General features: G+C 69.2%; 23 protein-coding genes. 10 read left to right on the top strand and 13 right to left on the bottom strand.

Translation table 11 applies throughout. From position 1 onward, the window contains the following. Nucleotides 1-3: 3 nt before the first annotated feature. From ACS5PN_RS07915 to ACS5PN_RS07905, 3 genes are all read left to right on the top strand, one after another. Entirely contained in the window at nt 4-807 is an 804-nt protein-coding gene (locus ACS5PN_RS07915; RefSeq protein ID WP_439463380.1) for a cupin domain-containing protein, read from the top strand. Nucleotides 808-920: 113 nt separating this feature from the next. Then, nucleotides 921-1,289, top strand: coding sequence for a hypothetical protein (locus tag ACS5PN_RS07910; RefSeq protein WP_439463379.1), 369 nt, complete (start codon nt 921-923; stop codon nt 1,287-1,289). Nucleotides 1,290-1,407: 118 nt separating this feature from the next. Next, complete coding sequence (locus ACS5PN_RS07905; RefSeq protein WP_439463378.1) at nt 1,408-3,582, top strand: S46 family peptidase; 2,175 nt, start codon at nt 1,408-1,410, stop codon at nt 3,580-3,582. 50 nt (nt 3,583-3,632) lie between these two features. On the opposite strand, the gene ACS5PN_RS07900 is transcribed toward ACS5PN_RS07905, so the two are convergent. Then, nucleotides 3,633-4,199: a YceI family protein gene (locus ACS5PN_RS07900; protein ID WP_439463377.1), complete on the bottom strand. Its 567-nt coding sequence runs from the start codon at nt 4,197-4,199 to the stop codon at nt 3,633-3,635. 106 nt (nt 4,200-4,305) lie between these two features. On the opposite strand from ACS5PN_RS07900, the gene ACS5PN_RS07895 reads away from it, so the two are divergent. Continuing rightward, nucleotides 4,306-5,622, top strand: coding sequence for a hypothetical protein (locus ACS5PN_RS07895; RefSeq protein WP_439463376.1), 1,317 nt, complete (start codon nt 4,306-4,308; stop codon nt 5,620-5,622). On the opposite strand, the gene ACS5PN_RS07890 is transcribed toward ACS5PN_RS07895, so the two are convergent. Next, complete coding sequence (locus ACS5PN_RS07890; protein WP_439463375.1) at nt 5,619-6,776, bottom strand: serine hydrolase domain-containing protein; 1,158 nt, start codon at nt 6,774-6,776, stop codon at nt 5,619-5,621. The two genes, ACS5PN_RS07895 and ACS5PN_RS07890, sit on opposite strands and share 4 nt — an antisense overlap. 25 nt (nt 6,777-6,801) lie before the next feature. On the opposite strand from ACS5PN_RS07890, the gene ACS5PN_RS07885 reads away from it, so the two are divergent. Next, complete coding sequence (locus ACS5PN_RS07885; RefSeq protein WP_439463374.1) at nt 6,802-7,323, top strand: GNAT family N-acetyltransferase; 522 nt, start codon at nt 6,802-6,804, stop codon at nt 7,321-7,323. Here ACS5PN_RS07885 and ACS5PN_RS07880 read toward each other — a convergent pair. From ACS5PN_RS07880 to ACS5PN_RS07865, 4 genes are all read right to left on the bottom strand, one after another. Next, the gene (locus ACS5PN_RS07880) at nt 7,320-8,189 is read right to left on the bottom strand and encodes a DUF2785 domain-containing protein (protein WP_439463373.1); all 870 of its coding nucleotides are present in this window, start codon (nt 8,187-8,189) and stop codon (nt 7,320-7,322) included. The two genes, ACS5PN_RS07885 and ACS5PN_RS07880, sit on opposite strands and share 4 nt — an antisense overlap. Nucleotides 8,190-8,229: 40 nt before the next feature. Continuing rightward, nucleotides 8,230-9,384 carry an alpha-hydroxy acid oxidase gene (locus ACS5PN_RS07875; RefSeq protein WP_439463372.1) on the bottom strand — a complete coding sequence of 385 codons (1,155 nt, stop codon included), beginning with the start codon at nt 9,382-9,384 and terminating at the stop codon, nt 8,230-8,232. Nucleotides 9,385-9,483: 99 nt separating this feature from the next. After that, nucleotides 9,484-10,269, bottom strand: coding sequence for a tetratricopeptide repeat protein (locus ACS5PN_RS07870; RefSeq protein ID WP_439463371.1), 786 nt, complete (start codon nt 10,267-10,269; stop codon nt 9,484-9,486). 170 nt (nt 10,270-10,439) lie between these two features. Next, nucleotides 10,440-11,207, bottom strand: coding sequence for a tetratricopeptide repeat protein (locus tag ACS5PN_RS07865; RefSeq protein ID WP_439463370.1), 768 nt, complete (start codon nt 11,205-11,207; stop codon nt 10,440-10,442). Nucleotides 11,208-11,414: 207 nt separating this feature from the next. Between ACS5PN_RS07865 and ACS5PN_RS07860 the strand changes: the two genes are divergently transcribed. From ACS5PN_RS07860 to ACS5PN_RS07840, 5 genes are all read left to right on the top strand, one after another. After that, nucleotides 11,415-11,765: an MmcQ/YjbR family DNA-binding protein gene (locus ACS5PN_RS07860; RefSeq protein WP_439463369.1), complete on the top strand. Its 351-nt coding sequence runs from the start codon at nt 11,415-11,417 to the stop codon at nt 11,763-11,765. A 78-nt stretch (nt 11,766-11,843) separates the two neighbouring features. Further along, nucleotides 11,844-12,230 carry a BlaI/MecI/CopY family transcriptional regulator gene (locus ACS5PN_RS07855; RefSeq protein ID WP_439463368.1) on the top strand — a complete coding sequence of 129 codons (387 nt, stop codon included), beginning with the start codon at nt 11,844-11,846 and terminating at the stop codon, nt 12,228-12,230. Nucleotides 12,231-12,246: 16 nt separating this feature from the next. Then, nucleotides 12,247-13,845, top strand: coding sequence for a M56 family metallopeptidase (locus ACS5PN_RS07850; protein ID WP_439463367.1), 1,599 nt, complete (start codon nt 12,247-12,249; stop codon nt 13,843-13,845). 106 nt (nt 13,846-13,951) lie between these two features. Next, nucleotides 13,952-15,034: a S41 family peptidase gene (locus ACS5PN_RS07845; protein WP_439463366.1), complete on the top strand. Its 1,083-nt coding sequence runs from the start codon at nt 13,952-13,954 to the stop codon at nt 15,032-15,034. Nucleotides 15,035-15,146: 112 nt separating this feature from the next. Continuing rightward, nucleotides 15,147-16,037 carry an LpqB family beta-propeller domain-containing protein gene (locus ACS5PN_RS07840; RefSeq protein WP_439463365.1) on the top strand — a complete coding sequence of 297 codons (891 nt, stop codon included), beginning with the start codon at nt 15,147-15,149 and terminating at the stop codon, nt 16,035-16,037. Nucleotides 16,038-16,039: 2 nt separating this feature from the next. Here ACS5PN_RS07840 and ACS5PN_RS07835 read toward each other — a convergent pair whose 3' ends face one another. The 7 genes from ACS5PN_RS07835 to dinB all read right to left on the bottom strand — a co-directional run bounded on the left by ACS5PN_RS07835 (nt 16,040) and on the right by dinB (nt 22,480). Then, nucleotides 16,040-16,387 (bottom strand): hypothetical protein, encoded by a 348-nt coding sequence (locus tag ACS5PN_RS07835; RefSeq protein ID WP_439463364.1) that lies wholly within the window; start codon nt 16,385-16,387, stop codon nt 16,040-16,042. Next, a complete protein-coding gene (locus ACS5PN_RS07830; protein ID WP_439463363.1) occupies nt 16,384-16,947 on the bottom strand; it encodes an RNA polymerase sigma factor in 564 nt (187 codons plus the stop codon). Before ACS5PN_RS07830 ends, ACS5PN_RS07835 begins: the two co-directional genes overlap by 4 nt. Beyond that, the gene (locus ACS5PN_RS07825; protein WP_439463362.1) at nt 16,944-17,357 is read right to left on the bottom strand and encodes a DUF6249 domain-containing protein; all 414 of its coding nucleotides are present in this window, start codon (nt 17,355-17,357) and stop codon (nt 16,944-16,946) included. The genes ACS5PN_RS07830 and ACS5PN_RS07825 overlap by 4 nt, the downstream gene beginning before the upstream one ends. 253 nt (nt 17,358-17,610) lie before the next feature. Then, nucleotides 17,611-18,306 carry a CAP domain-containing protein gene (locus tag ACS5PN_RS07820; protein ID WP_439463361.1) on the bottom strand — a complete coding sequence of 232 codons (696 nt, stop codon included), beginning with the start codon at nt 18,304-18,306 and terminating at the stop codon, nt 17,611-17,613. 93 nt (nt 18,307-18,399) lie between these two features. Then, nucleotides 18,400-18,777, bottom strand: a complete 378-nt coding sequence (locus tag ACS5PN_RS07815; protein WP_439463360.1) for a VOC family protein — start codon at nt 18,775-18,777, stop codon at nt 18,400-18,402. A 161-nt stretch (nt 18,778-18,938) separates the two neighbouring features. After that, the gene (locus tag ACS5PN_RS07810) at nt 18,939-21,272 is read right to left on the bottom strand and encodes an ATP-dependent DNA helicase (RefSeq protein ID WP_439463359.1); all 2,334 of its coding nucleotides are present in this window, start codon (nt 21,270-21,272) and stop codon (nt 18,939-18,941) included. Beyond that, on the bottom strand, nt 21,272-22,480 hold the full coding sequence (dinB, locus tag ACS5PN_RS07805; RefSeq protein WP_439463358.1) for a DNA polymerase IV: 1,209 nt from the start codon (nt 22,478-22,480) through the stop codon (nt 21,272-21,274). The genes ACS5PN_RS07810 and dinB overlap by 1 nt, the downstream gene beginning before the upstream one ends. Nucleotides 22,481-22,595: the final 115 nt, after the last annotated feature.

Raw genomic sequence — 22,595 nt, 5'->3', positions numbered from 1 at the left:
GCCATGACGACGAAGCCCACCACCCCTGAATCCAACGACGACGACCTGAGCCCTCTGCTCAGTGAACCCTTTGCCCAGGCCTGGGCTTCCCCCGCGCCGGGCTTGCCCGGCCGCATGGGCGAACGGCTGGGCGAGCGCCTGCAGCGTTCGCTGAAGGCCGAGCAGGGCATGGTCACCGTGCGCCGCCGCAAGGCCCAGGTCGATGCCCTGGCCGAGGGCGTGCATCAGCGTTGGCTCTACCGCGCCTCCGCGGGCCGTGCGCTGCGCCCGGGCGAGCCGCAGGCGGCCAGCGTCATCGAGCTGGAAGCCGGCGCGAGTCTCGCGCTGCCGGCCGGCGGTGCGCGCGAGTTCCTGGTCATGCGCGGCAGCGTCGAGGTCGGCGGCGAGGTCCTGGGCCTGCGCGACTTCCTGCTGCTGCCGGCCGGCAGCACGCCTCATCTGGTCAGCCGCGACGGCGCCCATGTCTTCGTGCGAGAAGGCGAGGGCGCGGTCGAGCGCACCCTGGTGCGCGACCAGGAGGCCGGCTGGCCCGAGTTCGCGCCCGGCATTCGCCGCCGCGTGCTGTGGGCGGGCGGTGGCCAGGCGGCGTTGCTCTACCGTGCAGACCCCGGTGCCAACGTGCCCAACCACAGCCACGGCCATGACGAGGAATGCCTGATGGTGCAGGGCGAGCTCTTCCTGGACGACCTGCTGCTGCAGACCGGTGACTACCAGCTGGCCCCGGCTGGCACCGGCCACCGCATCACCGAGACGGACACCGGCGTCATCCTCTATGCCCACGGCGACTTGGATTTGCAGTTCTGCTGACTTGAGCGCGATGAGCCGGAGATAGCCCGGTCTTTTCGGGCTTTATCCGGCCTTGGAAAAGCCGAGGCCCCGGCACGATGGCGGCACACGCCAGTAGTCCGCCGAGGCCCACCATGCTGATCCCGCTGCACCTGATTCCCATCCCCGCCGACGAACCCCGCGGCGCGGGTGACCCGGGTCATGCCTGGAGCGGCCTGAAGATCGCTCAGGGCGTGAACCTGGGCGATATCCGGGCTCTTGGCCTCACCACCGCGGGCACGGCCAGCGGGCCGGTGCGCAGCCGCGACCTGCTGCGCTTCGGCCAACTGATGAACGATGCCGGCCTGGTCATCAACCCGACCCGCATGCTCTACGACCGCCAGTACGCCTACGAGCGCCTGGCCGATGGCCATGCCAGCGACCACCCCGGCCTGCGTGATCTGGCCCTCGACCTGTTCGAGGCTTACCAGTCCGCCGGCGAATGGATCGGCATGACCCACTGAGGGTCTGAGCGTCCCCCGATCACGGGGCTTTCCCCAGCCCGAAGTCTGCCTTTCCTCACCCCGGTGATTTGTACGCCCCGGGTTACCCTCGCGGTTTCGTCTTTTGCCGAACCGCTCCATGACCCGTTTCTCTCTTTCGCTGCTGGCGACCGCCGCACTGGCCGCCACCGCCCATGCCGACGAAGGCATGTGGATGCCCAAGCAACTGCCGCAGATCGCCAAGAGCCTGAAGGCCGGCGGTCTGACGATGGACCCGGCCAAGCTCAAGGACCTGACCGAATTCCCGATGGGCGCCGTCGTGTCCCTGGGCGGCTGCACCGCCAGCTTCGTGTCGCCCCAGGGCCTGGCGGTGACCAACCACCACTGCGCCTACGGCAGCATCCAGTACAACTCCAAGCCCGACCGTGACCTGCTGAAGAACGGCTTCTACGCCGCCACGCTGGCCGACGAGCTGCCCGCCGCCCCCGGCAGCCGCATGTGGGTGACCGTGGACCTGAAGGACGTCAGCGCCGAGATCCTGAACGCCAAGACCCTGGCCCTGACCGGCAAGGCCCGCACCGACGCCATCGAGGCCACCGAGAAGACCCTGGTTGCTGCCTGCGAGGCCGACTCGGGCCACCGCTGCAACGTCTATGCCTTCTTCGGCGGCTTGCAGTACCAGCTGATCAAGCAGCTCGAGATCCGCGACGTGCGCCTGGTGCATGCGCCGGCCACCGGCGTGGGCCTGTTCGGCGGCGACGCCGACAACTGGGTCTGGCCGCGCCACACCGGCGACTACAGCTACTACCGCGCCTATGTGGGCCCGGACGGCAAGCCGGCCGACTTCAGCAAGGACAACAAGCCCTACCAGCCCAGGCACCACCTGAAGATGGCCAGCAGCCCGCTGAACTCGGGCGACTTCGTCATGGTGGCCGGCTACCCGGGCCGCACCAACCGCCACCGCCTGCCCACCGAGGTCGACTTCGCCTTCGGCTGGCAGCAGCCGGCCCAGGCCAAGGCCATGGGCGAGGCCATCGACCTGATCAAGGCCGAAACCGCCGGCCGCCGCGACGGCGAGATCAAGATGGCCGCCCGCATGCAGGGCCTGCAGAACTACTACAAGAACCTGCAAGGCCAGCAGCAGAGCTACGACGGCAGCGACATCCTTGCCCGCAAGACGGCCGAGTTCGACAAGCTCAAGGCCTGGGTCAACGGCTCACCCGAGCGCAAGGCACGCTACGGCGCCGACGTGGCCGCCACCGAGAGCCTGCTGGCCGAGCGCCAGGCCATTGCGCGCGCCGAGTACCTGGGCAGCTTCATCACGCCGTCGCTGCTGAACTCGGCCCGCCAGCTCTACCTGGTGGCCCAGGAGCGCGCCAAGCCCGATGCCGAGCGCAAGTCCGGCTACCAGGACCGCGACTTGCCGCGCCTGCGCGCCGCCCAGCAGCAGCTGGACCGCCGCTACGACGAGCAAACCGACAAGCGCCTGGTCGCTCACTTCATGGCCCAGTACCTGGCCCAGCCGGCCAACACGCTGAATCCGGCGTGGGTGGACTTGTTCGGCCTCAAGGCTGGCCAGGACGAAGCCAGCATCCGCGCCCAGCTCGACAAGGTCTACGCCGGCAGCAAGCTGTCGGACAGCGCCTTCCGCATGGGCTGGCTGGACAAGGACGCGGCCGCCTTCAAGGCCAGCGACGACGCCTTCATCAAGGCTGCCGTCGCGCTGTACGACGACGACCGCCGTCTCGAGAACCGTGACAAGGAACTGGCCGGCAAGCTGCAGAAGGCCTACGCCGGCACGCAGCAGGCGCTGATCGACTATCACGCCAGCCGTGGCGAAGCCGTCTACGCCGACGCCAACAGCACGCTGCGCATCAGCTATGGCAAGGTCGAAGGCCGCAACCCGGGCAGCGACGGCAGCACCTGGACGCCGTTCACGACGCTGCGCGGCATCGTCGCCAAGCACCGCGGCCCGGACGAAGCCGGCGGCGAGTTCAATGCGCCTGCCGAGCAACTGGCCGCCATCAAGGCGCGCAACTTCGGCAAGTACTACGTGAAGAGCCTGGACTCGGTGCCGGTCAACTTCCTGTCCACGCTGGACACGACCGGCGGCAACTCCGGCTCGCCGGTGCTGAACAAGAACGCCGAGCTGGTCGGCCTGCTGTTCGACGGCACGCTGGACGCGGTGATCTCGGATTGGGACTTCAACCCCAAGATGGTTCGCAGCATCTCGCTGGATGCGCGCTACATGCTGTGGCAGATGAGCACGGTCGACAAGACCACCCGCCTGCTCGACGAGATGGGCGTCAAGTAAGTCGCCTCATCCCCAGCGAAACCGGCCCCTCGGGGCCGGTTTTCTTTTGCTCATTCCTTGACGACGGCTTCCACCTGGATGCGCAGGTTGACGTCCATCTTGAAGCCCCAGTCCTTGCCCGCGACCAGGCCGAAGTCCTCGCGGTTGAACGTGCCCGAGGCATCGGCGCCGCACCAGTCGCGCTTGAACAGCGGGTGGGGCATGCACTTGACCTGGTGGATGGTGAGCGTCATGGGCTTGGTGCGGCCGTTCAGCGTCAGCTCGCCGACCAGCTTGCCCGGCGCGCTGTCGAAGCGGCCTTTGAAGCTCGCGCTCGGGTTCTTGGCGACATTGAAGAACTGCTCGCCCTTGGCCCAGGCGTTCATGGCGTCCAGGCCGAAGTCGATGCTGGCCAGGTCCATCTGCACGTCGACGCTGCCGCTGCCGGCGGCCTTGTCGTAGCTGATGGTGCCGGCGTTCTTGGTCAGCTTGCCGCGCCAGTAGGACATGCCCATGTGGTCGGCTTCGAAGCTGGGGTAGGTGTGGGCCGGGTCGATGACATAGGTGGCCGGCGCGGCCTGGGCCAGTGAGGCAGCGAGCAGGGCGGGGAGGATGGGCAAGAGGACGAGTCGGTTCATGGGTGTCTCCGGGTATGGGGGTAAGGGTGATGAGAGGCGCTTGCCTGACACTATGACGAAGCGGGCGGCGCGATTTCGACAGCAGCCTGCAAATTTCTGTGTCCGCATGATCACTCGACTCTCCATCGCCCTGCTGGCCGTGGCCCTGGCGGCCTGCACCTCGCTCAAGCCCCAGCCCGCAACCGAGAAGCGCTACAGCGCCGCCGAGCTGCTCGCGCTCAAACCGGGTGACTTCAGCTGGCCGGCCATGTCGACGACCGGCGAGCGCGCCCAGCGCGAGGCGGCCCTGGCCGACATCCGCGCCCGCATCGCCCTGCCGCCCGGCTCCGAGCGCGACGCCGCCCTGCCCAAACTCTTCGACCTGGTCGCGCAATACAACCTCGAGATCGACACGGCCCGGCCGCTGCTGCTGCAGGCCTTGCCGACACTCGCCAGCCGTGACGCCGACTACCAGCGCGCCCTGCTGACCGCGGCACGCACCCTGTATGCGGTCGAGTCGCAAGGCGTCGTGCAGTCCTTGCTGCCCCAGCTCACCGCGAGCAAGCCCTTTGCCATCGCGGCCTACACGCTGAAGGCGGCCAACCCCGGCTATGCCGAGTTCATCCGCGACCTCGTGCCGCGCCAGTTCCCGCAATGGCGTGATGACCCGCGGCTGGTGGCCTTGATGGACGACGTCGCCCTCGTGCGCGTCTCCGCGCCGCCGGTTGAAGAGCTGCTCGCGGCGCCGCTGCGCCCCGGCTACCCGGCGCTCTACAGCCTGCAGCGGCCCGGCCGGGCGCAGATGGGCCTGGTGCTGGTGCGCGGCGCCGATGGCCGCTTCGTGCGCGACGCTTTCGGCCGCCTGTTCGCCCAGCCCCAACTGGCGCTGTCGCGCAGCGGCCTGCCCGGCACCATCACCAACGGCAACACGCCGCAGGGCATCTTCACCATCGTCGGGGCCGGCACGGCCACCAATCCCAACATCGGCCCCACACCCTATCTGCACAGCAAGCTCCCCATCGAGGCGACGCCGGCGGAGTTCGAGCATGTCGACCGGCTGGTGGCCGACTGGAGCGAGGCGGCCTACGCGAGCTTTCTGCCGCCGAGCTGGCGCGACGAACCCAGCATCAAGGAAGCCTGGCTTGCCGGCCGCGCCGGCCGTGACGAACTGCTCGTCCACGGCACCACCCTCAACCCGGCCTATTACGCCGGCACGAGCTACTTCCCCGGCACGCCGCAGCAGGGCTGCATGATCTCCAACGAGGACTGGGACCCCGCCACCGGCCGCCTGCTGGCCAGCCGTCAGCTGACGCTCGCGCAGACCTATGCCGCGGCGGGCGCGCGGCCCGATCTGGCGGGCTATCTGGTCGTCGTGGAGGTCGCCGGTGCCGGGCCGGTCACGCCTGCCGAAGCGCAGTCCTTGGTGACCCTGGCGGGCCGCTAGCGGGCGAACTCCATCCGGCCGTATTCCCAGTCCCAAGGCGTCCCCGTCTCTCCAAGGATGAACTTCACCAGCTGAGGAAAAGCCCGCTCGGCCCGCACGTCGTTGGCCAGGATGACGACGCAGCGTTTGGCCTGCTTGACGCAGACCCAGGTGTTGCCGGTGCTGTCGTTGTGGCCGCCCTTGTAGTAGCCCGGTCCCTGGGGCCCATCGAAGGTCACGACACCCAGGCCTGCTGCCAGGTCGGCGCGGCGTTTGGCCGGCGGCAGTTCGGCCTGGAAGGTGGGGAACTGCGAGGCCGTCGTGATGGGCAGCCCCGGCGCCGTCATGGCGGCCGTGGCCCTCTCCGACAGGTTGACGCCGTTCAGGTGCGCCGCGGCGATGCGGGCCATGTCGGCAATGCTGGTGTCCATGGAACCGGCGGCGCGCACTCTGCTGCGCTTGTCGTGCGGCTCGACGCTGCCGTCGGCCTTCCAGCCATCGGCCACGTTCGGCGCGAAGTCGTCGCGCCACTGCATGCCGGTACGGCTCAGGCCCAGGCGGTTGAAGACGCGGCGCTGCATGGTCTCGCCGACGTCGATGTTCAGGCCCTGCTCCAGCACAAACTGCAGCAGGATCATCCCGTCGCCCGAGTAGGCGTAGCGGCTGCCCGGGTCGAAGTGGATATGCAGCTTGCGGTCCGGTTCCAGGAAGGCGAAATTGGCAAAGCCGCCGCTGTGCGTCAGCAGCATGCGAGGCGTGATGCGGCGCCAGCGTGTGTCGCCGGCCAGGTCGGCCCAGGCGGCGTATTTCGCTTCGGTGGGGTATTCCGGCAGGGGCTTGGGCAGATAGGTCGCGATGGGCTCGTCCAGGTCCAGCTTGCCGCTGTCCACCAACTGCATGACGGTGTAGGCGAACACGGTCTTGGTCAGCGAGGCGCCGTACATGACGGTGTCGGGTAGCAGCGGGTCTCCCGCCGCATTGCGCTTGCCGTAGGCGGCCACATGCACGACCCGGCCGCCATCGATGACAGCCACTGCCAGGCCTTGGGCCTGGGTGGCGGCCATCAGGCGTGCGGCCTCGGCGTCGATGGCGGCATTGGCCGGGATGTCGGGGGGCACGGCCCAGGCCAGCAAGGGCAGGGCAGCGACCAGGAGGGCGAGTCGGATCAGGTGCATGGGTGCCGGCTGTTCAAATACGTGGGTGCCTATTCTTCATCTCATCCCACCCTCCCTCGACGTCGCCGACGAGCTGCTGCGCTTCGAGACCGACAACCGCGCCTTCTTCGAGGCCCGCATCAACTCGCGGCCGCCGGGCTATTACTTGCCCGAAGGCGTGCGGGCCGCCATTGCGCTGGCCGAGCGCGAGGCCACCGAGGACAAGGGCTACCAGTTCCTGGTGCGCAACGAGGCCGGTGAGCTGGTCGGCCGCGTCAATCTCGCCGGCGTGAAGCGCGGCCACTTCCAGATGTGCGACCTCGGTTATCGCATCGCCGAATCGGCCGGCGGCAAGGGCTATGCGAGCGAGGCCGTGCGCCTGGTGCTGGCCAAGGCCTTCGAGGAGCTGGGCCTGGTCCGCGTGGAGGCCAATGCACGCGTGGGCAATGGCGGCTCGGTGAAGGTGCTGCTGCGCAATGGCTTTCGCCAGTTCGGCCATTCGCTGCGCAGCTTCGAGCTCGGCGGCGTCTGGCACGACCGCCTGCATTTCGAGCGGCACGCCGCCTAAGGCAGGCCGCGCAGCACCGTCTGCAGCGGCAGCTGCAATCTTGCGCGCAGCGCGGCGTCCTGCAGGTCGAGCACCTGGGTCAGCAGCGGCCACAGGAACTCGCGCAGATTGTGCAGATCGGTCCAGGCGGTCTCGTCCAGGGCCTTGGCCTTCATGGCCGGCGCCGCCAGCTCGTCCAGCCAGCGTTGCCATTCCGCGGTATGGGCGGCATCGGCGCCGAGCTTGAGCTGGATGTTCAAGGCCGCCCGCGCCAGCCGCGCGCCCTCGCCGTAGCGGTAGCTGTGCTTGTGGTCGGCCAGCACCTGCTGGCTGACAGCGGCCAGCAACCGGCGGCGCTGCTCGGCATTGATCGCATCGTTGACGCCGAGCTGCAAGGCCAGGTCGGCGCCATGGGCAACGCCATGGCGCCAGCCCTCGGTGGCCGAGAAGCCGCGGTAGTCGCGCACGCCGGCCAGATAGCGCGCCGCATGGGCCACCAGGTCCTCGCGCTCGGCGGGCGACAGATAGGGCTGAACGCGGTCGACACGCGCCACCTCGGACAAGGCCAGCGCGGCGAAGGGCTGGTGGACGCCGGCGGCATCGGGCGGGCTGTCCAGCACGGCCAGCAACTGCACGCGCAGGCGCTGCAACGTCGCGGGTTGCAGCTTGCCGGCGCGGGCCCAGGCGTAGAGGGTCTCGAAGCCGATGAGGTCGCGCAGTTGGGGGTCAGGGCTGGCCAGGCAGGGCAGCAGGTCTTCGGCCAGTTGCTGGATGCGGGCCGGGTCCTGCTCGCCCTGCACATTTGCCGGCGGCGAGCAGGACGGCGCAGCCCATGCGTTGAAGGCGGCCAGCAGCAGGGTGGCGAGTGTCAGGCGCGGCTTGTTCATGCGCGGCAGTAGCGCATGCGCCCGCGCCCCCGGCAAGAAGTCAGGTGCTGGGGAAAGTCCCGGGGACGAGGATGTCCCGCGTCACATTCGTCAGCTGGGTGTGGCCGCAGAAGGCCATGGTGACGTCCAGTTCCTTGTGCAGGATGGCCAGGGCCTTGGCCACGCCTTCTTCGCCCATGGCGCCCAGGCCATAGGCCATGGCGCGGCCGATCATGGTGCCCCGCGCTCCAAGAGCCCAGGCCTTGAGCACGTCCTGGCCGGAGCGGATGCCGCCGTCCATCCAGACCTCCAGCTGCGAGCCCACTTCGGCCGCGATGGCGGGCAAGGCGTGGATGCTGCTCGGTGCACCGTCGAGCTGACGGCCGCCGTGGTTGCTGACGACGATGGCATCGGCCCCCGCCTGCACGGCCAGCCTGGCGTCTTCCACGTCCATGATGCCCTTGAGGATGAGCTTGCCGCCCCATTGGGCCTTGACCCAGGCGATGTCGGCCCAGCTCAGGCGCGGGTCGAACTGCTCGTTGGTCCAGGCCGACAGCGAGCGCATGTCGCTGACGCCCTTCACATGACCCACCAGGTTGCGGAAGGTGTGGCGCTTGGTGCCCAGCATGCCCAGGCACCAGCGCGGCTTGGTGGCCAGGTTGAGGATGTTCTTCAGCGTCGGCCGCGGTGGCGCGGTGAGGCCGTTCTTCAGGTCCTTGTGGCGCTGGCCGATGACCTGCAGGTCCAGGGTCAGCACCAGGGCCGAACACTTGGCCGCCTTGCAGCGGGCGATCATGCGCGCCATCGCGTCGCGGTCGCGCATCATGTAGAGCTGGAACCAGAAGGGCGCCGAGGTGTGCTCGGCGATGTCCTCGATGGAGCAGATGCTCATCGTCGACAGCGTGAAGGGGATGCCGAACTTCTCGGCTGCGCGCGCGGCATGGATCTCGCCATCGGCGTGTTGCATGCCGGTCAGGCCCACCGGCGCGATGGCCACCGGCATCCTGGCTGCCTGGCCCACCATCGTCACCGCCGTGCTGCGGCCTTCCATGTTGACGGCCACGCGCTGGCGCAGCTTGATGGCCTGGAAGTCGCTCTCGTTGGCGCGGTAGGTCGTTTCCGTCCAGGAACCGGAGTCGGCATAGTCGTAGAACATGCGCGGCACGCGCTTCTCGGCGAGGCGGCGCAGGTCTTCGATGCAGGTGATGACAGGCATGGCGCGGGGGCAGGGCGGTGGAATCCAACCGTCGATTCTGCGGCGCGCGGAGCCTGCAGACTCCCGGCGTGCCGGGTTTTTTGCTGCCGACGCGGTGCGTCAGAAGCTCATCGTCGTTGGCCCGGCGTCGCCCGAGGTGGGCTTCAGATAGTGGCCCAGCGTGCCAGCCATCGCCGCCATGACGCCCGCCGCCAGATGACCCGCCTTGCGCCAGCGCCGCGTTCTTGCGGCGGTGGTGACGCGCGTCGAGCGGGGTTGGGCGACGGCTTGCGCCAGCGTCAGCTCCTGCTGGCGCTCCTGGACCAGGAAGATCAGCCGGTTCGCGTCGGCGAAGCGCAGCGCCAGCGTGCGAACCGCCTTCAGCTCGCGCTGCTGAACCCTGACGCCCTGGGGGCGCAGGGTGCAGCCCAGGTTGCGGCTGCGCAGGTACAGGGCCTTGGCGGCGAGGCGGTCGGGCAGGCAGCCCACGCCGGCATACAGGCAGTTGGCCAGGTTGAAACAGGCCTCGGCATGGCCCATGGCGGCGGCCGCCACATAGGCCGACAGGCCGCGCTCTTCATCGGCCGGCCCGCCGCGGCCCGTCATCAGCACCCGCCCGAACTGGAAGCGTCCCATGGCGCTGCCACGTGCCGCCGCCATTTCGAGCAGCTTGCGCGCCTCGATGGCGTCGGCGGGCATGCCCAGACCTTCCAGCTGGCACACACCCAGCATGGCCAGCCCGTCGCCATCACCCGCATCCGCCGCGACGCGGAACCAGGCCACCGCGCGGCGGTAGTCCGGCTCGGCGGCGTGGAACAGGCCCAGACCATGGTGGAAAGGGTTGATGGCCGTCTCGTCGAGGGCCGCAGGCAGGGTCGGGGCGAGGCCCGGGTCTCGGGAGTTCATCCAACGCAGTCTTGTTGTAAAGGCCCGGCGAGGCCTAATCCCTAGATTGTGGGCATGCGCCGGGCGCGACATCGTTTGCATGCGCCGCGGTTTGCAAGGTGTAACTTGTTGACCGCGCGGAGCGTGAAATATTGCCGGGTTTTCGGCCACTCCCACCGCGGGCGCGGGGCTCAGAAATCCAGCTTGGTCGGGCCTGCGTCGCGGGACGACGGCCGCAGGAATTGGCCCAACGTGCCGGCCACAGCCGCGACGACGCCAGCTGCCAGCCGCCCCGCATGGCGCAGGGTGCGGGGAGAGGCTTCGCCTTCAGCGTCCTGCACCGGGCGCGGCAGCGCCGCGGCCAGGGCCAGTTCCTGCTGGCGCTCCTGCACGAGGAAGAACATGCGGTTGGGATCGGCGAAGCGCTGGGCCAGGGCGGCAACCGCCTTCAGCTCGCTGCGCTTGACCAGCACGCCGCGCGGCCGCAGCGGGCAGCCCAGGGCGCGGGCGCGCAGATAGAGGGACTTGGCCGCCAGCCGGTCGGGAATGCAGCCCACGCCGGCGAACAGGCAGTTGGCGAGATTGAAGGTGGCTTCGGCATGGCCCATGGCGGCGGCAGCCACATAGGCCGTCAGGCCGGCGGCTTCGTCGGCCTCGCCACCGCGGCCGGTCATCAGCACCCGGCCCAGTTGGAAACGCCCCAGCGCACTGCGGCGTCCGGCAGCCTGCTTCAGCACCGCACGCGCCTGCACCGGGTCCGCCGGCATGCCCAGGCCTTCCAGCTGGCAAAGGCCGAGCATGGCCAGGCCGTCGCCACTCCCGGCGTCCGCCGCGGCGGTGAAGCAGCGCACCGCGGACTCATAGTTCGGCGGCGTGGCATCGAACAGGGCCATGCCCCTCTCGAAGGCGGTGACGGGCGGCGCTTGGGTCGGGCTGGGCCCCAGGTCTTGAAGGTTCATCCGGCGGGCGTGGGTGAAGGCGGCAACTGCTGCTCCCGGCCGGCCGCCGGGCGTGACAAGTTGTGTCGCCGGAATTGTCTGCAGCGGCTGTAACCGGCGGGCCACTCCAGCTGGTCTGGCATGCCGCAAATTGCCGCTATTGCCCGTTTGCGAGGGTGAGAATCGCCAGCCCGCCACACGGGCCGGCCTGAGGTCGGGCCACGCACCATGAGTTTTTCCACACTCGCCAAATACGCCATGGAGCTGCCCGGCGCCACCCAGGACATCAAGTGGGGCGCCGACTGGGTGGCCAGCGTCGGCGGCAAGATGTTCCTGGTCGGCGGCCCCCATCCCGGCCCATGGACGCATTGCAGCTTCAAGGTCGACGACCACCGCTTCCTGGAGCTGACCGGCGTGCCCGGCATCGCGCCGGCACCCTATGCGGCGCGCTATCACTGGGTGGCGGTGTCCGACCCCAAGGCCTTGCCACTGTCGGAGCTCAAGGCGCTGGTGAAGCGCTCCCACGAGCTGGTGGCGGCCAAGCTGCCCAAGAAAGTGAGGCTGGCTCTGGGCGATTAGCCTTGGTGGGTGCCAAAAACCGTTGACGCGGCGATCTACTAATGAAATAGTACTATCAAGTTAGTAGATGAGTACGGCATGACCAACCCTCTCCCCACCGACGGCGAACTGGCCATCCTGCGTGCGCTCTGGGCCCTAGGCTCGCCGGCCACCGTGCGCCAGGTGCACGAGGAGCTGCTGCGCGGCAAGGACACGGCCTACACCACCGTGCTGAAGATGCTGACCATCATGACGGACAAGGCACTCGTCCAGCGTGACGACTCGGAGCGCAGCCACCGCTACACGGCGCTGTACTCCGAACCGGTGGTGCAGTCCTCGCTGTTGAAGAGCTTCATGGCCAACGCCTTTTCCGGTTCGGCCTTCAAGCTGGTGCAGAGCGCGCTGGACGACGACCAGGCCAGCCCCGAGGAACTGGAAGCGATCTCGCGCCTGATTGCCCAGGCCAAGAGCCGCCGCAAGTCCTGACCCCGGCGCCGCGGTGATGAATCTCCAGCTCAGCCTCGCGTCCGCCCTCGTGCAGGCGCTGCTGCATTCGGTCTGGCAGCTCGCCCTCGTCGGCCTGCTCGCCTCTGTCGGCTTCAACGCGCTCTCCCAGGCATCGGCGCGGGCGCGTCACGCCATGGGCATGGTCTGCCTGATCGCCATGCTGCTGGCGCCTGTCGCCACCTTTCTGCTGTGCTGGCAGCCGCCTTCGCCCACGGCGGCGACGGACATGCCGTGGCTGGGTGGGGCCGGGCGGGAGCCGGGCGCGCAAGCCATCGCCGCGGCCGGGGTGCCATCCTGGCAGGACTGGCTGCTTGTCGCGCTGTCCCAGCTCTGGCTGGTCGGCGTTGCGGCCATGACGCTGCGCCAGGCCGGCGGCTGGCGGCTGCTGCGCCGCATCGAGGCCCAGCCCTTCGTCGCGCTGCCGCCGCACTGGCAGGCCCGTGTCGACGCGCTGGCCGTGGCACTCGGCGTCACGCGCCGGGTCTCGGTGCGGCTGGCCCAGCACATCGTGTCGCCCTTCACCACGCATGTGTTGAGGCCGGTGATCTGGCTGCCGCTGGCGCTGCTGACGCGCCTGCCGGCCGACCAGGTCGAGGCCCTGCTGGCCCATGAGCTGGCCCATATCCGCCGGCTGGACTGGTGCTGGAACGCGCTGCAATGCCTCATCGAAGGCCTGCTCTTCCACCACCCGGCCATGTGGTGGCTGAGCCGGCGCATCCGCGAGGAGCGCGAGCATGCCTGCGACGACCTGGCCGTGTCGGCCTGCGGCGATGCCGTCGTGCTGGCCGAGGCGCTGGCGGGGCTGCAGCGCGGCCGCCTGCCGCTGCCCGTGCTGGCTGCGCGCGGCGGTGGCCTGCTCAAGCGCGTCGAGCATCTGCTGGCCGGCAGCGCGCGGCCGGCGAACTGGCGCAGCACCGCCGTGCTGAGCTTCTCGGCCTGCTGTGCGTTGCTGGTGGCCTTGCAGCTGGCGCCGCCGGCCCATCTGCTGACCAACCTCACCATCGATGCCTCGTCCAGCGGCGAGCTGACGCCGGGCAACCACCGCGACTACACGGCCAGCTATCTGGGCGAGCGCCAGCGCCACTACCGCATCAGCATGGATGCGCAAGGGCAGGTGCAGGAGAGCTACAGCGAGGACGGCGCGGCCCGGCCCATCGACGCCGGCGTGCGCCACTGGCTGGCAGCGATGACGGCCATGGGCACCAACCCGCCGCAGTCCGGCAAGCCGCAGCTGGCGCCACCGCCGGGCCTGCCGGCGCTGCCCGAACTGGTGCCACCCGCCGCGCCGCCGCGTGCTGCCTTGTCCGAGGAGGCCCAGGGCCTGATGAAGGCCATCAGTGCCGATGCCCGCGTGACCGCGGTGGTCGGGCAGCCGGCCACGTTCGATCGGGCGAGCTTCCATGGCCGCATCCGCACCTGGGGTTCGCGCGACTTCCGCCTCTGGGGCATCGACGACCCGGTGGGCGGCAAGGCCAGCTTCAGCATCGTCTTCCAGGGCCCTCTGGGCCGCGCTCGGGTCGGCTACGCCGGCCGCACGGTCAGCGGTGGCGACTGGGTGGTCGAGACCCTGGACGTGCAGCCGCTGAGCGACTGACGCGCCCCCACTTTCCACCTTCCTGCTTTCCAGCCAGGCGCGCTTTCACGCGCCTTTTTCAAACCCAATCTACTAATCATTTAGTAGTCAACCCGAGGACCTTTTCATGACGAGATCGCAACTGCTGGCCTTCATCACCGCTTCCACGCTGGCCTGCGCTCAGGCTTTCGCGGCACCGCCCGAGCCGCCCGCATTGACCGCGCAGCAGCGCGCCGAGGTGATGAAGACGCTGTCGGCCAAGCTGAGCGCCAACTACGTCTTCCCCGACGTCGCCGCGCAGATCAACGCCGCCCTGCCGGCCAAGGTCCAGGCCTATGGCGCCGCGGTGCCGGCGCCGGAATTCGCGTCGCTGATCTCCAAGGACCTGAGGGCGCTGGGCCATGACAAGCATTTCCGCGTCTTCTTCGACCCCGAGTTCCACGAGGAAGCGCCCGACGCCGTGCCCAGCGCCGCGGACATGGAACGCCAGCGTGCCGAGATGGGCCAACTGGGCTTCGGCCTGGAGAAGGTGCAGCGCCTGCCCGGCAATGTGGCCTATGTGGAGCTGCGCGGCTTCGGCCCGCCCGACCTCGTCGGCCCGGGCTATGCGGCCGCCATGACGCTGGTGAACGGCAGCGACGCCCTCATCCTCGACCTGCGGCGCAACGGCGGCGGTGCGCCGGGCGCCGTGGCCCTGTGGATGAGCCATTTCTTTGCCCTCGGTGACGAGCGCCATCTGAACGACATCTACACGAGCTCCACCGGCAAGACGCAGCAGTTCTGGACGACCGCTGCCGTCTCACCGCGCTACAGCAAGCCTGTCTATGTGCTGATCTCGGCGCGCACCTTCTCCGGCGGCGAGGAATGCGCCTACGACTTCCAGACCCAGAAGCGCGCCGTGCTGGTGGGCCAGACGACGGGCGGCGGCGCCAATGCCGGCGACCGCTTCGCGCTGGGCCATGGCCTCGTCATCAACATCCCGACGGCGCGGGCCATCAACCCCATCACGCAGACCAACTGGGAAGGCGTGGGCGTCAAGCCCGACATCGACGTGCCGGCCGCGCAGGCCCAGCAGACGGCCTATGTGGCCATCCTGAAGACGCTGGCGGCCCAGGCCAAGGACCCGCGCGACGCGGGCCGGCTGAAGGAACTGCTGGCGATGGCCGAGAAGGGCGAGAGCCCGACGCCGATCTATGAGATGCGCCAGTGACCTGCCTGCCGTGAGGCCCGAGCGAGACCGCCGCGGGGCATGACGATCGACATGCGTCTGCCGGGCGGCAGCTGGCTACGCTGAGGCATCCCATCCTTCGCGAGCACCCGCCATGCACAGAGCCGCCCTTATCCTGGTCCTCCTGCTCGCGGCCTCGGCCGTATTCGCGCAGGGCAAGCCCGTCGCCGTGGCCCGGCAGGTGACGGCGTCCTATGCCATGGACATGGCGCCCGCGCCCGATGGCAAGCGGGCCGTGCTGATCCGCGTCATCTCGGGGCGGCAGCAGCTCTTTGTGCGCACGCTGGCCGACGGCGCCGAGCAGCAGATCACCTTTGACGCCGCCGACCACGAGGACCCGGCCTGGTCGCCCGACGGCCGCCACATTGCCTTCGTGTTGATCAAGGCCGACGACAGCAAGGTCGTGCACCTGATTGCACCCGACGGCAGCGGCGATCAGGCCATCACGCCGGCCGGGCAGGGCGTGCTGCACCCCTCGTTCACACCCGACGGCAAGGCCATCCTCTACTGCACCGACGACGACCTGCGCCCGCCGGCCAAGAACGAGTCCAGCATCTACGCCATCGACCTCGCCAGCCGCCGCGTGACGACGCTGATCTCGGGCGGCGTCAACACCTTCCCGGTGATGTCGCCCGACGGCCGCCGCATCGCCTTCCGGCGCATCGTCGGCGAAATGAATTCGGAAGTTTTCGTGGCGGATGCCGATGGCCGCAACGCCAAGAACCTGACGAACCACTGGTCCTTCGAGGGCTGGCCCGCCTGGTCTCCCGACGGCCGCACCATTGCCTATGCCGGCAACCGCAACAACGCCGGCTACCAGATCTTCCTGATGGACCCCGACGGCGGCAACGTGAGGCTGCTGGCGGCGACGGAGGGGCGGGGCACAGCGCCGAAATGGTCGGCCGATGGCAAGGCCGTCTACTTCACGATCTGCCGGCAGAGCCAGGAGCATCGGGGGTGTGATATCTATTCGGCGGACGTCTAGGACTAGCCCCGACTCCACCGACTCGGTACCGACCAGAACACCAGCAGCCCCACCAGCGCCACCGCCGCCACCGCATGCGGCATGTCCAGCGGCCCCGTCGTGTTCGCCACCAGCGCACTCGTACCGAAGGCCGCGGCGCTGATCGCGACCCATTGCGCCCGCCTGGCCCAGCGTGCCCAGCGACGCTGCTGGGGCGACACCACGCCTTTGGGCTCCAGCGCGGCCATCACGCGCAGGCTGAAGCCGTCGTCGGCAGGCTCTTCACTGCCCAGCAACTGCTCGCGCAGCGCCTCGTCAAAAGCACTGCCGTGTTTGTCGTCGTCGTCGTGATTCGTGATCGGGGTCGTCATGGTGTGTTCTCCCATGCTTGCAGTTGTTCGCGCAATTTCGCCTTGGCGCGCAGCACTTGGGTCTTGACGGTGCCGAGGGGCCAGCCCAGCACCTGGGCGGCTTCGGCGTGGCTCAGATCGGCGCCGTAGCAGAGCAGCAGGGCGTGGCGCTGGGCCTCGCTCAGGCCGGCCATGGCGCGGTCGAGGTCGATGCGCCAATCGGCGCCCGGGGCGAAGTCAGTGTCGGCGCCCAGCTCCGGCGGTGCGTCATCGACCAAGGGCAAGGCCGGCCGTTCAGCAGACAACGCGGAATAGGCCAGCCGCGTCAGCCAGGTGCGAAAGCGCGATTCGCCGCGGAACTTGGGCAGGGCGCGCCAGGCGCGCACAAAGGCTTCCTGCGCGAGGTCGTCGGCCCGGCCCTGGTCGCCGCGGCAGACGCGGCCGAGCAGCTTGCGCAGATAGCCCTGATGGGCCTGCACGAGGGCGGCAAAGGCGGTGCGGTCGCCAGCGGCGGCGCGGGCCACCAGGCGCTCCTCCTGCACGACCGCCTCGGCGGGCGCGGCGGGAACGCCGGAGGTCACGGCTGGTTGTTCTGTTGCGGCTTGCGTTCGACGGCCCAGTACAGCACCAGGCCCAGGCCGAGGAAGAGCGGAATCAGGCCGATGCTCCACAGCCAGGCGCCCGGCATCATGGCGTTGAACATGCCCATCAGGCCCAGGCCGATGCCGATGTTGATGACGGCGGGGATGAGGATGCGGTTGGGGTTGGCCTGGTCGCGCTTGGCGCGGTGGAAGTCGCTGTCTTGCACATCGCTGAGCAGCTCGGGCGGGATGGGCTGGCCGGCCCGGGCCAGCTCGCGGATGGTCTCGTGGCGCTGCTTCTCGGTGTGGGCCTTGCCCAGGTAGTGGGCCACGATGGCCACGATGGGAATCAGCAGCGACAGGATGGGGATCATCAGCGGGCTGACGTCCGTGAAGCGGTCGAAGAACATGATGGGCGGCTCCGGGGCAACAGGTGAATGGTGCTTCCTTGGAGTGCCCGGGCGCCGCGTTTGGATTCAACCGGCCGAAAAAAACTTGTCTCCCGAGGTTCGTGGGGTATTTCGGGCCGAGCGCCGGGCCGCTCACAAGCCGGTCCGCCATGGCGATGTGCTTGCGGCTTGATGCTGCATGCATCGCCGTCCCCGCGGGGAACCGACCAGACACGCTCGCGTTCAGCGATGCGTGGGTGGTCGAGGGGCCTATTCAGCGGGATTTGCCGAAGTCCTGCGTCCAGTAGGTGCGGTAGGTCGTGCTGGCGTTGCCCGCCACGCAGGCCACGCCGATGTCGCGGTAGTTCGCGTTCATCAGGTTGGCGCAATGGCCGTCGCTCTTCATCCAGCCATCCACGACCTCGGCGACCGTGCCCTGGCCGGCAGCGATGTTCTCGCCCAGGCTGCTCCACACATAGCCGGAGGCCGTGGCTCGGCTGCCCAGGGTGCTGCCGTCGCTGCCGGTGTGGCTGAAGAAGTTGTGCGTGACCATGTCGTCGCTGTGCCCGACGGCGGCCTGGGTGAGGGCGGCGTTCCACGTCAGGTCGGCGGTCGGCGGGAAGCTGCCTTGCGCACCACAGGTGGCACCGGCGCGGCGGCGGGCGTTCACGGCGGCCAGCATGTCGGTCTGGAAGTTGGCCAGATTGCAGGTGATGCGCGTGCCGGCGGTGGCGGGCGGCGGCGCCGGAGCAGGCGTTGGAGCAGGAGCCGGCGCGGGTGCAGGAGCAGGAGCAGGAGCAGGAGCAGGAGCAGGAGCAGGAGCGGGAGCGGGTGCGGGTGCGGGTGCGGGAGGCGCGGTGGGCGAAGGGGCGGGTGAACCGGTGTCAGACCCGCCACCACCACAGGCGGTCAGCGAAACCAGGGTGGCAACGGCGAGGGGAGCAACAAGGCGGGCAGGGAGTTGGCGCATAACCCATCAGCGTCTCACGCCTCGCCCAGGCCCAAGTTACCGGGTGCAGCCACGCCCGAAAGGCTGCAACATCCCTACACAAAGAGGCAGCGTTCAGGCCTGGGGCGCGTGGCAGACAGCTTCGATGTTGTGCCCGTCGGGGTCGATGACGAAGGCCGCGTAGTAGTTCGCGTGGTACTTGGGGCGCAGACCCGGCACGCCGTTGTCCTTGGCGCCGGCTTGCAGTGCCGCGCGATGGAAGGCGTCGACCTGTTGGCGGGTCTGGGCCATGAAGGCGATGTGCAGATGGGCCGGCTTCTCGGTGGCCTGGAAAAGGCACAGGCTGGCCAACTGGCCGGGGACGACCAGTTCGATGCCATAGCTGGGCTCGCCTTCCCCGGCCACGGTGGCGCCGAGCGGCGCCAGCGCCTGGATGTAGAAGGCCTTGCTGACGGCGAAATCGCTGACGCCGAACTTGACGTGATCGAACATGGAATCAACTTTACCCCTCGCTCAATCCCGCGCCGCTGAACGCGGGCGTGCCTGATCGGTCCCCCGAGGGGACGGCGACGCTTGCGGCATTGAGCCGCAAGCACGTCGCCATGGCGGGCCGGCTCGGGAGCGGCCCAGCGTTCGGCCCGGAATGCGCAGTTCTACAGCTGCCACCACGCCGGCAACAGCGCGCGCACCTCGGGCCGCGCATAGCGCTTGTCCAGCAGCCAGACCCAGCCCTTGTCGTCCACCGAGCGCAGCACGCGGCCTGCGGCCTGCACGACCTTCTGCAGGCCGGGCACGAGGTCGGCATAGCCGTGGTCGGCGCCGAACAGGGTGTCCAGGCGCTCGCGCACCTGCTCCTGCAGCGGCGATACCGGCGGCAGGCCCAGCGTGGCGATGAAGGCGCCGATGAGGCGGGTGCCGGGCAGGTCCACGCCCTCGGCAAAGGCGCCGCCGAGCACCGCGAAACCGATGCCACGGCCGCCTTCGACGAAGCGGTCGAGAAAGGCACGCCGCGCACCGTCGCCCATGGCGCGGCCCTGGCTCCATTGCACGACGTGCGGGTGGCGCAGGGCCAGGCGGGCCGCGGCCTTGTCGAGGTAGTCGAAGCTGCTGAAGAAGGCGAGGTAGTTGCCGGGGTGCTCGGTGAACTGCGTGGCGAGCAGGTCGACCAGCGCGTCCATCGACGCGTCGCGGTGCTCGTAGCGCGTGGACAGGCGGTGCGCCACCTGCACGACGAGATGCTCGGGCGGGAAGGGCGCGGGCACGTCGATCCAGGCCGTGTCCTCGGGCATGCCGAGCAGCTGGCGTGGGTAGTCGGGCGGGCCGAGCGTGGCCGAGAACAGCGTGACGCTGTGGCAGCCCTCGAAGCGCTCCTTCAGGAAGAAGCCCGGCACGATATTGCGCACCGACAGCACGACATCGCGCACCTCGCCGGTGTCGACGGGTTCGGCGTCTTCCAGCAGCGACAGATTCAGCGGCGCGTCCGCCACCAGCACGCGACCGGCCGTGCGCTGCAGGTCGCACAGCGAGTGGGTGTCGAAGCGGTCCAGCAGGCGCTGCAGCCCCAGCACCTCGAAATAGAACTCCAGCAGGGCGCCCACCTCCAGCGGGTGCTTCTGCACATGGTCGCCCAGGGCGACGTTGACGCGCTGCAGGGCCTCGGCCAGTGCATCGGGTACCTGCTTCAGCGGCTGGTAGTCCTCGACCTGCTCGCGGCCCAGCCGCGCCAGCTCGCCGGCCAGGCGGCGCAGCGGCGCGCGCAGGCTGACGGTCGCACCGGCCAGCACCTCGCGCACCCGTGCCAGGCTCAGGCTGACGCTGTACATGTCGCGGGCCCGGTCGATGAGGTTGTGGGCCTCGTCCACCAGCAGGGCCAGCTTCCAGTCCTGGGACTGGGCCAGGCCGTAGAGCTGGCCATAGGGGTCGAAGGCATGGTGCACATCGCCGACGACGACATCGGCCCAGCGCAGCAGCTCCTGGCCCAGGTAGTAGGGGCAGACCTCGTGCTGCAGCGCGATGCGGCGCTGGGCCGCCGGGTCCAGCCAGGCCTGCTGCACGGCCTCGGCGCGAGCCGCGGGCAGCTTGTCGTAGAAGCCGTTGGCCAGCGGGCAGGCATCGCCATGGCAGGCCTTGGTGGGGTGTTCGCAGGCCTGCTCCTTGGCCACCAGGGTCAGCACGCGCAGCGACTTCTTCGGCGAGACCTCGCGCAGCGCGTCCAGCGCCTCCAGCGCCGCGATGCGGCCGGTGCCCTTGCAAGTCATGTAGCCGATCTTGTCGAGCTGCTGCGTGGGCATGGCGCGCAGCAGTGGGTAGAGGGTGCCCAGGGTTTTGCCGATGCCGGTTGGCGCCTGGGCCAGCAGATGGCGGCCGTTGGCGGCCACGCGGTAGACGGCCTCGGCCAGCAGGCGCTGGCCCGGGCGCAGCTCGCCCTTGGGGAAGGGCAGGGCGGCGAGATCGGCGTCGCGCTCGACGCGATGCTCGGCCTCCTGCTGCGCCCAGGCCTCGAACTGACTGCAGCGCGCTTCAAACGCGGCCTGCAGCGCGGCGGCCGCGACGGTCTCGCGCAGCACGGTCTCGTTCTGGGTGTCGGCGTCCACATAGACCAGGGCCAGCTCCAGCTCGGCCAGCCCGCGGTCGGCGGCGATGAGGGCGCCATAGGTCTCGAGCTGGGCCCAGTGCAGGGCGCGGCGGTTGTCGGGGATGAGGTCGACGGGACCGCGGATGGTCTTGATCTCCTCGAGCCGGTTCACGTCGGCCTCGTAGCCATCGGCGCGGCCGCGCACGCGCAGGTGGCCGACCACGGCTTCCAGCGGCAGCTCGATCTCGTAGCCCCCGTCACTTTGATCCAGGCGGCGCGCCAGCACCGCCAGCTGACCGGCCTGGCCCTCCAGCGCCGTGGCCGAGGGCGTGAAGCGGCGGTCCAGGTCGCCGCGCTTGGCGGTGAACTCGCAGAGGCTGCGTACCGAGACGCTGTAGCTCCAGTCGGCCATCAGAACAGCGACAGGTTTTCACGCTGGGGTTCGGCCGCGCTCTCCTTGGGCGCCGGCTTGTCCAGCACCTCGCTGGCATGCACGAGGTTGCCGATGCGCACGCCCATCAGCCGCAGCCGCTTGTCAAACTTGACGCGCTTGAGGCACAGGCCCACGGCGTGGCGGATATCGGCGGCGCTGCTGATGGCTCTTTTCAGCGTCTGATCGCGCGTGACGGTGATGAAGCCCTCGAAGCGAAGCTTGATGCCCACCGTCTTGCCTGCATAGCGCTTGCGGTCCAGGTCGCGCGACAGGCTTTCGCAGAGCTCGTCCATGATCTGGCCGAGCAGCAGCCTGTCGTGCACGGCGCTGAGGTCGCGCTCGAAGGTGGTCTCGCGGCTGATGGAGACCGGTTCGCTGTGGGTGACGACGGGGCGCGAGTCGCGGCCGTGCGAGGCGGTGTGCAGCCACTGGCCGTAGCTGTCGCCGAACTGCTCGACGAGCCAGCGCGGGTCGGCCGCCGCGATGTCGCCCACGGTCTCGATGCCCAGCTTGATCAGCTTCTCGCTGGCCTTGGGGCCGATGCCGTTGATCTTGCGCACGCCCAGCGGCCAGACACGCGTGGGGATGTCGTCCATCGTCAGCACCGAGATGCCGTCGGGCTTGTCCAGCTCGCTGGCGATCTTGCTGAGCAGCTTGTTGGGCGTGATGCCGATGGAGCAGGTCAGGCCGGTGGCGCGGCTCACCGAGTTCTTGATCTCGCGCGCCACGGCCTTCACGCCGCCCAGCGGGTCGTGGCCGACGGCGTCGCGCACGCCGGGCACATCGGTCAGGTCGATGTAGATCTCGTCGATGCCGCGGTCCTCGATGACGGGGGCGACCTCGGCGACGGCGGCCTTGAAGAGGCGGGAGTATTTGCGGTAGCTGTCGAAGTCGGCCGGCAGCAGGATGGCGTCGGGCGCGCGCAGGGCCGCTTTCATCAGGCCCATGGCCGAGAACACGCCAAGGTCGCGGGCGGCATAGGTGGAGGTGGTGACGACGCCGCGGCCGGTGTAGTCGCGCAGCCTGGAGTACTTCCAACTGCCGTCTTCCCGCTGCTGCGGCGCGTCGGCGCGCCGGCCCCCGATGACGACGGCCTCGCCCTTGAGCTGCGGATAGCGCAGCAGCTCGACGGACGCGTAGAAGGCGTCCATGTCGAGGTGGGCGATCCACCGGTCGGGCTGCTGCATGGGCTTTATTGTCACTGGGAATAAAGACAGGGTCTGGCAGCAGGCCGTGCGCCCGGTCTGGCACCGGATTGGAGGGACGGTTGTCCTCCACTGCGCGCGCGTTGGCCCCCTGACC

Source organism: Roseateles sp. NT4 (genome assembly GCF_051857475.1).
GTDB lineage: Bacteria > Pseudomonadota > Gammaproteobacteria > Burkholderiales > Burkholderiaceae_C > Pelomonas.
The sequence above is the reverse complement of the archived record's forward strand: the minus strand, read 5'-3'. Positions and strand labels throughout refer to the sequence as shown.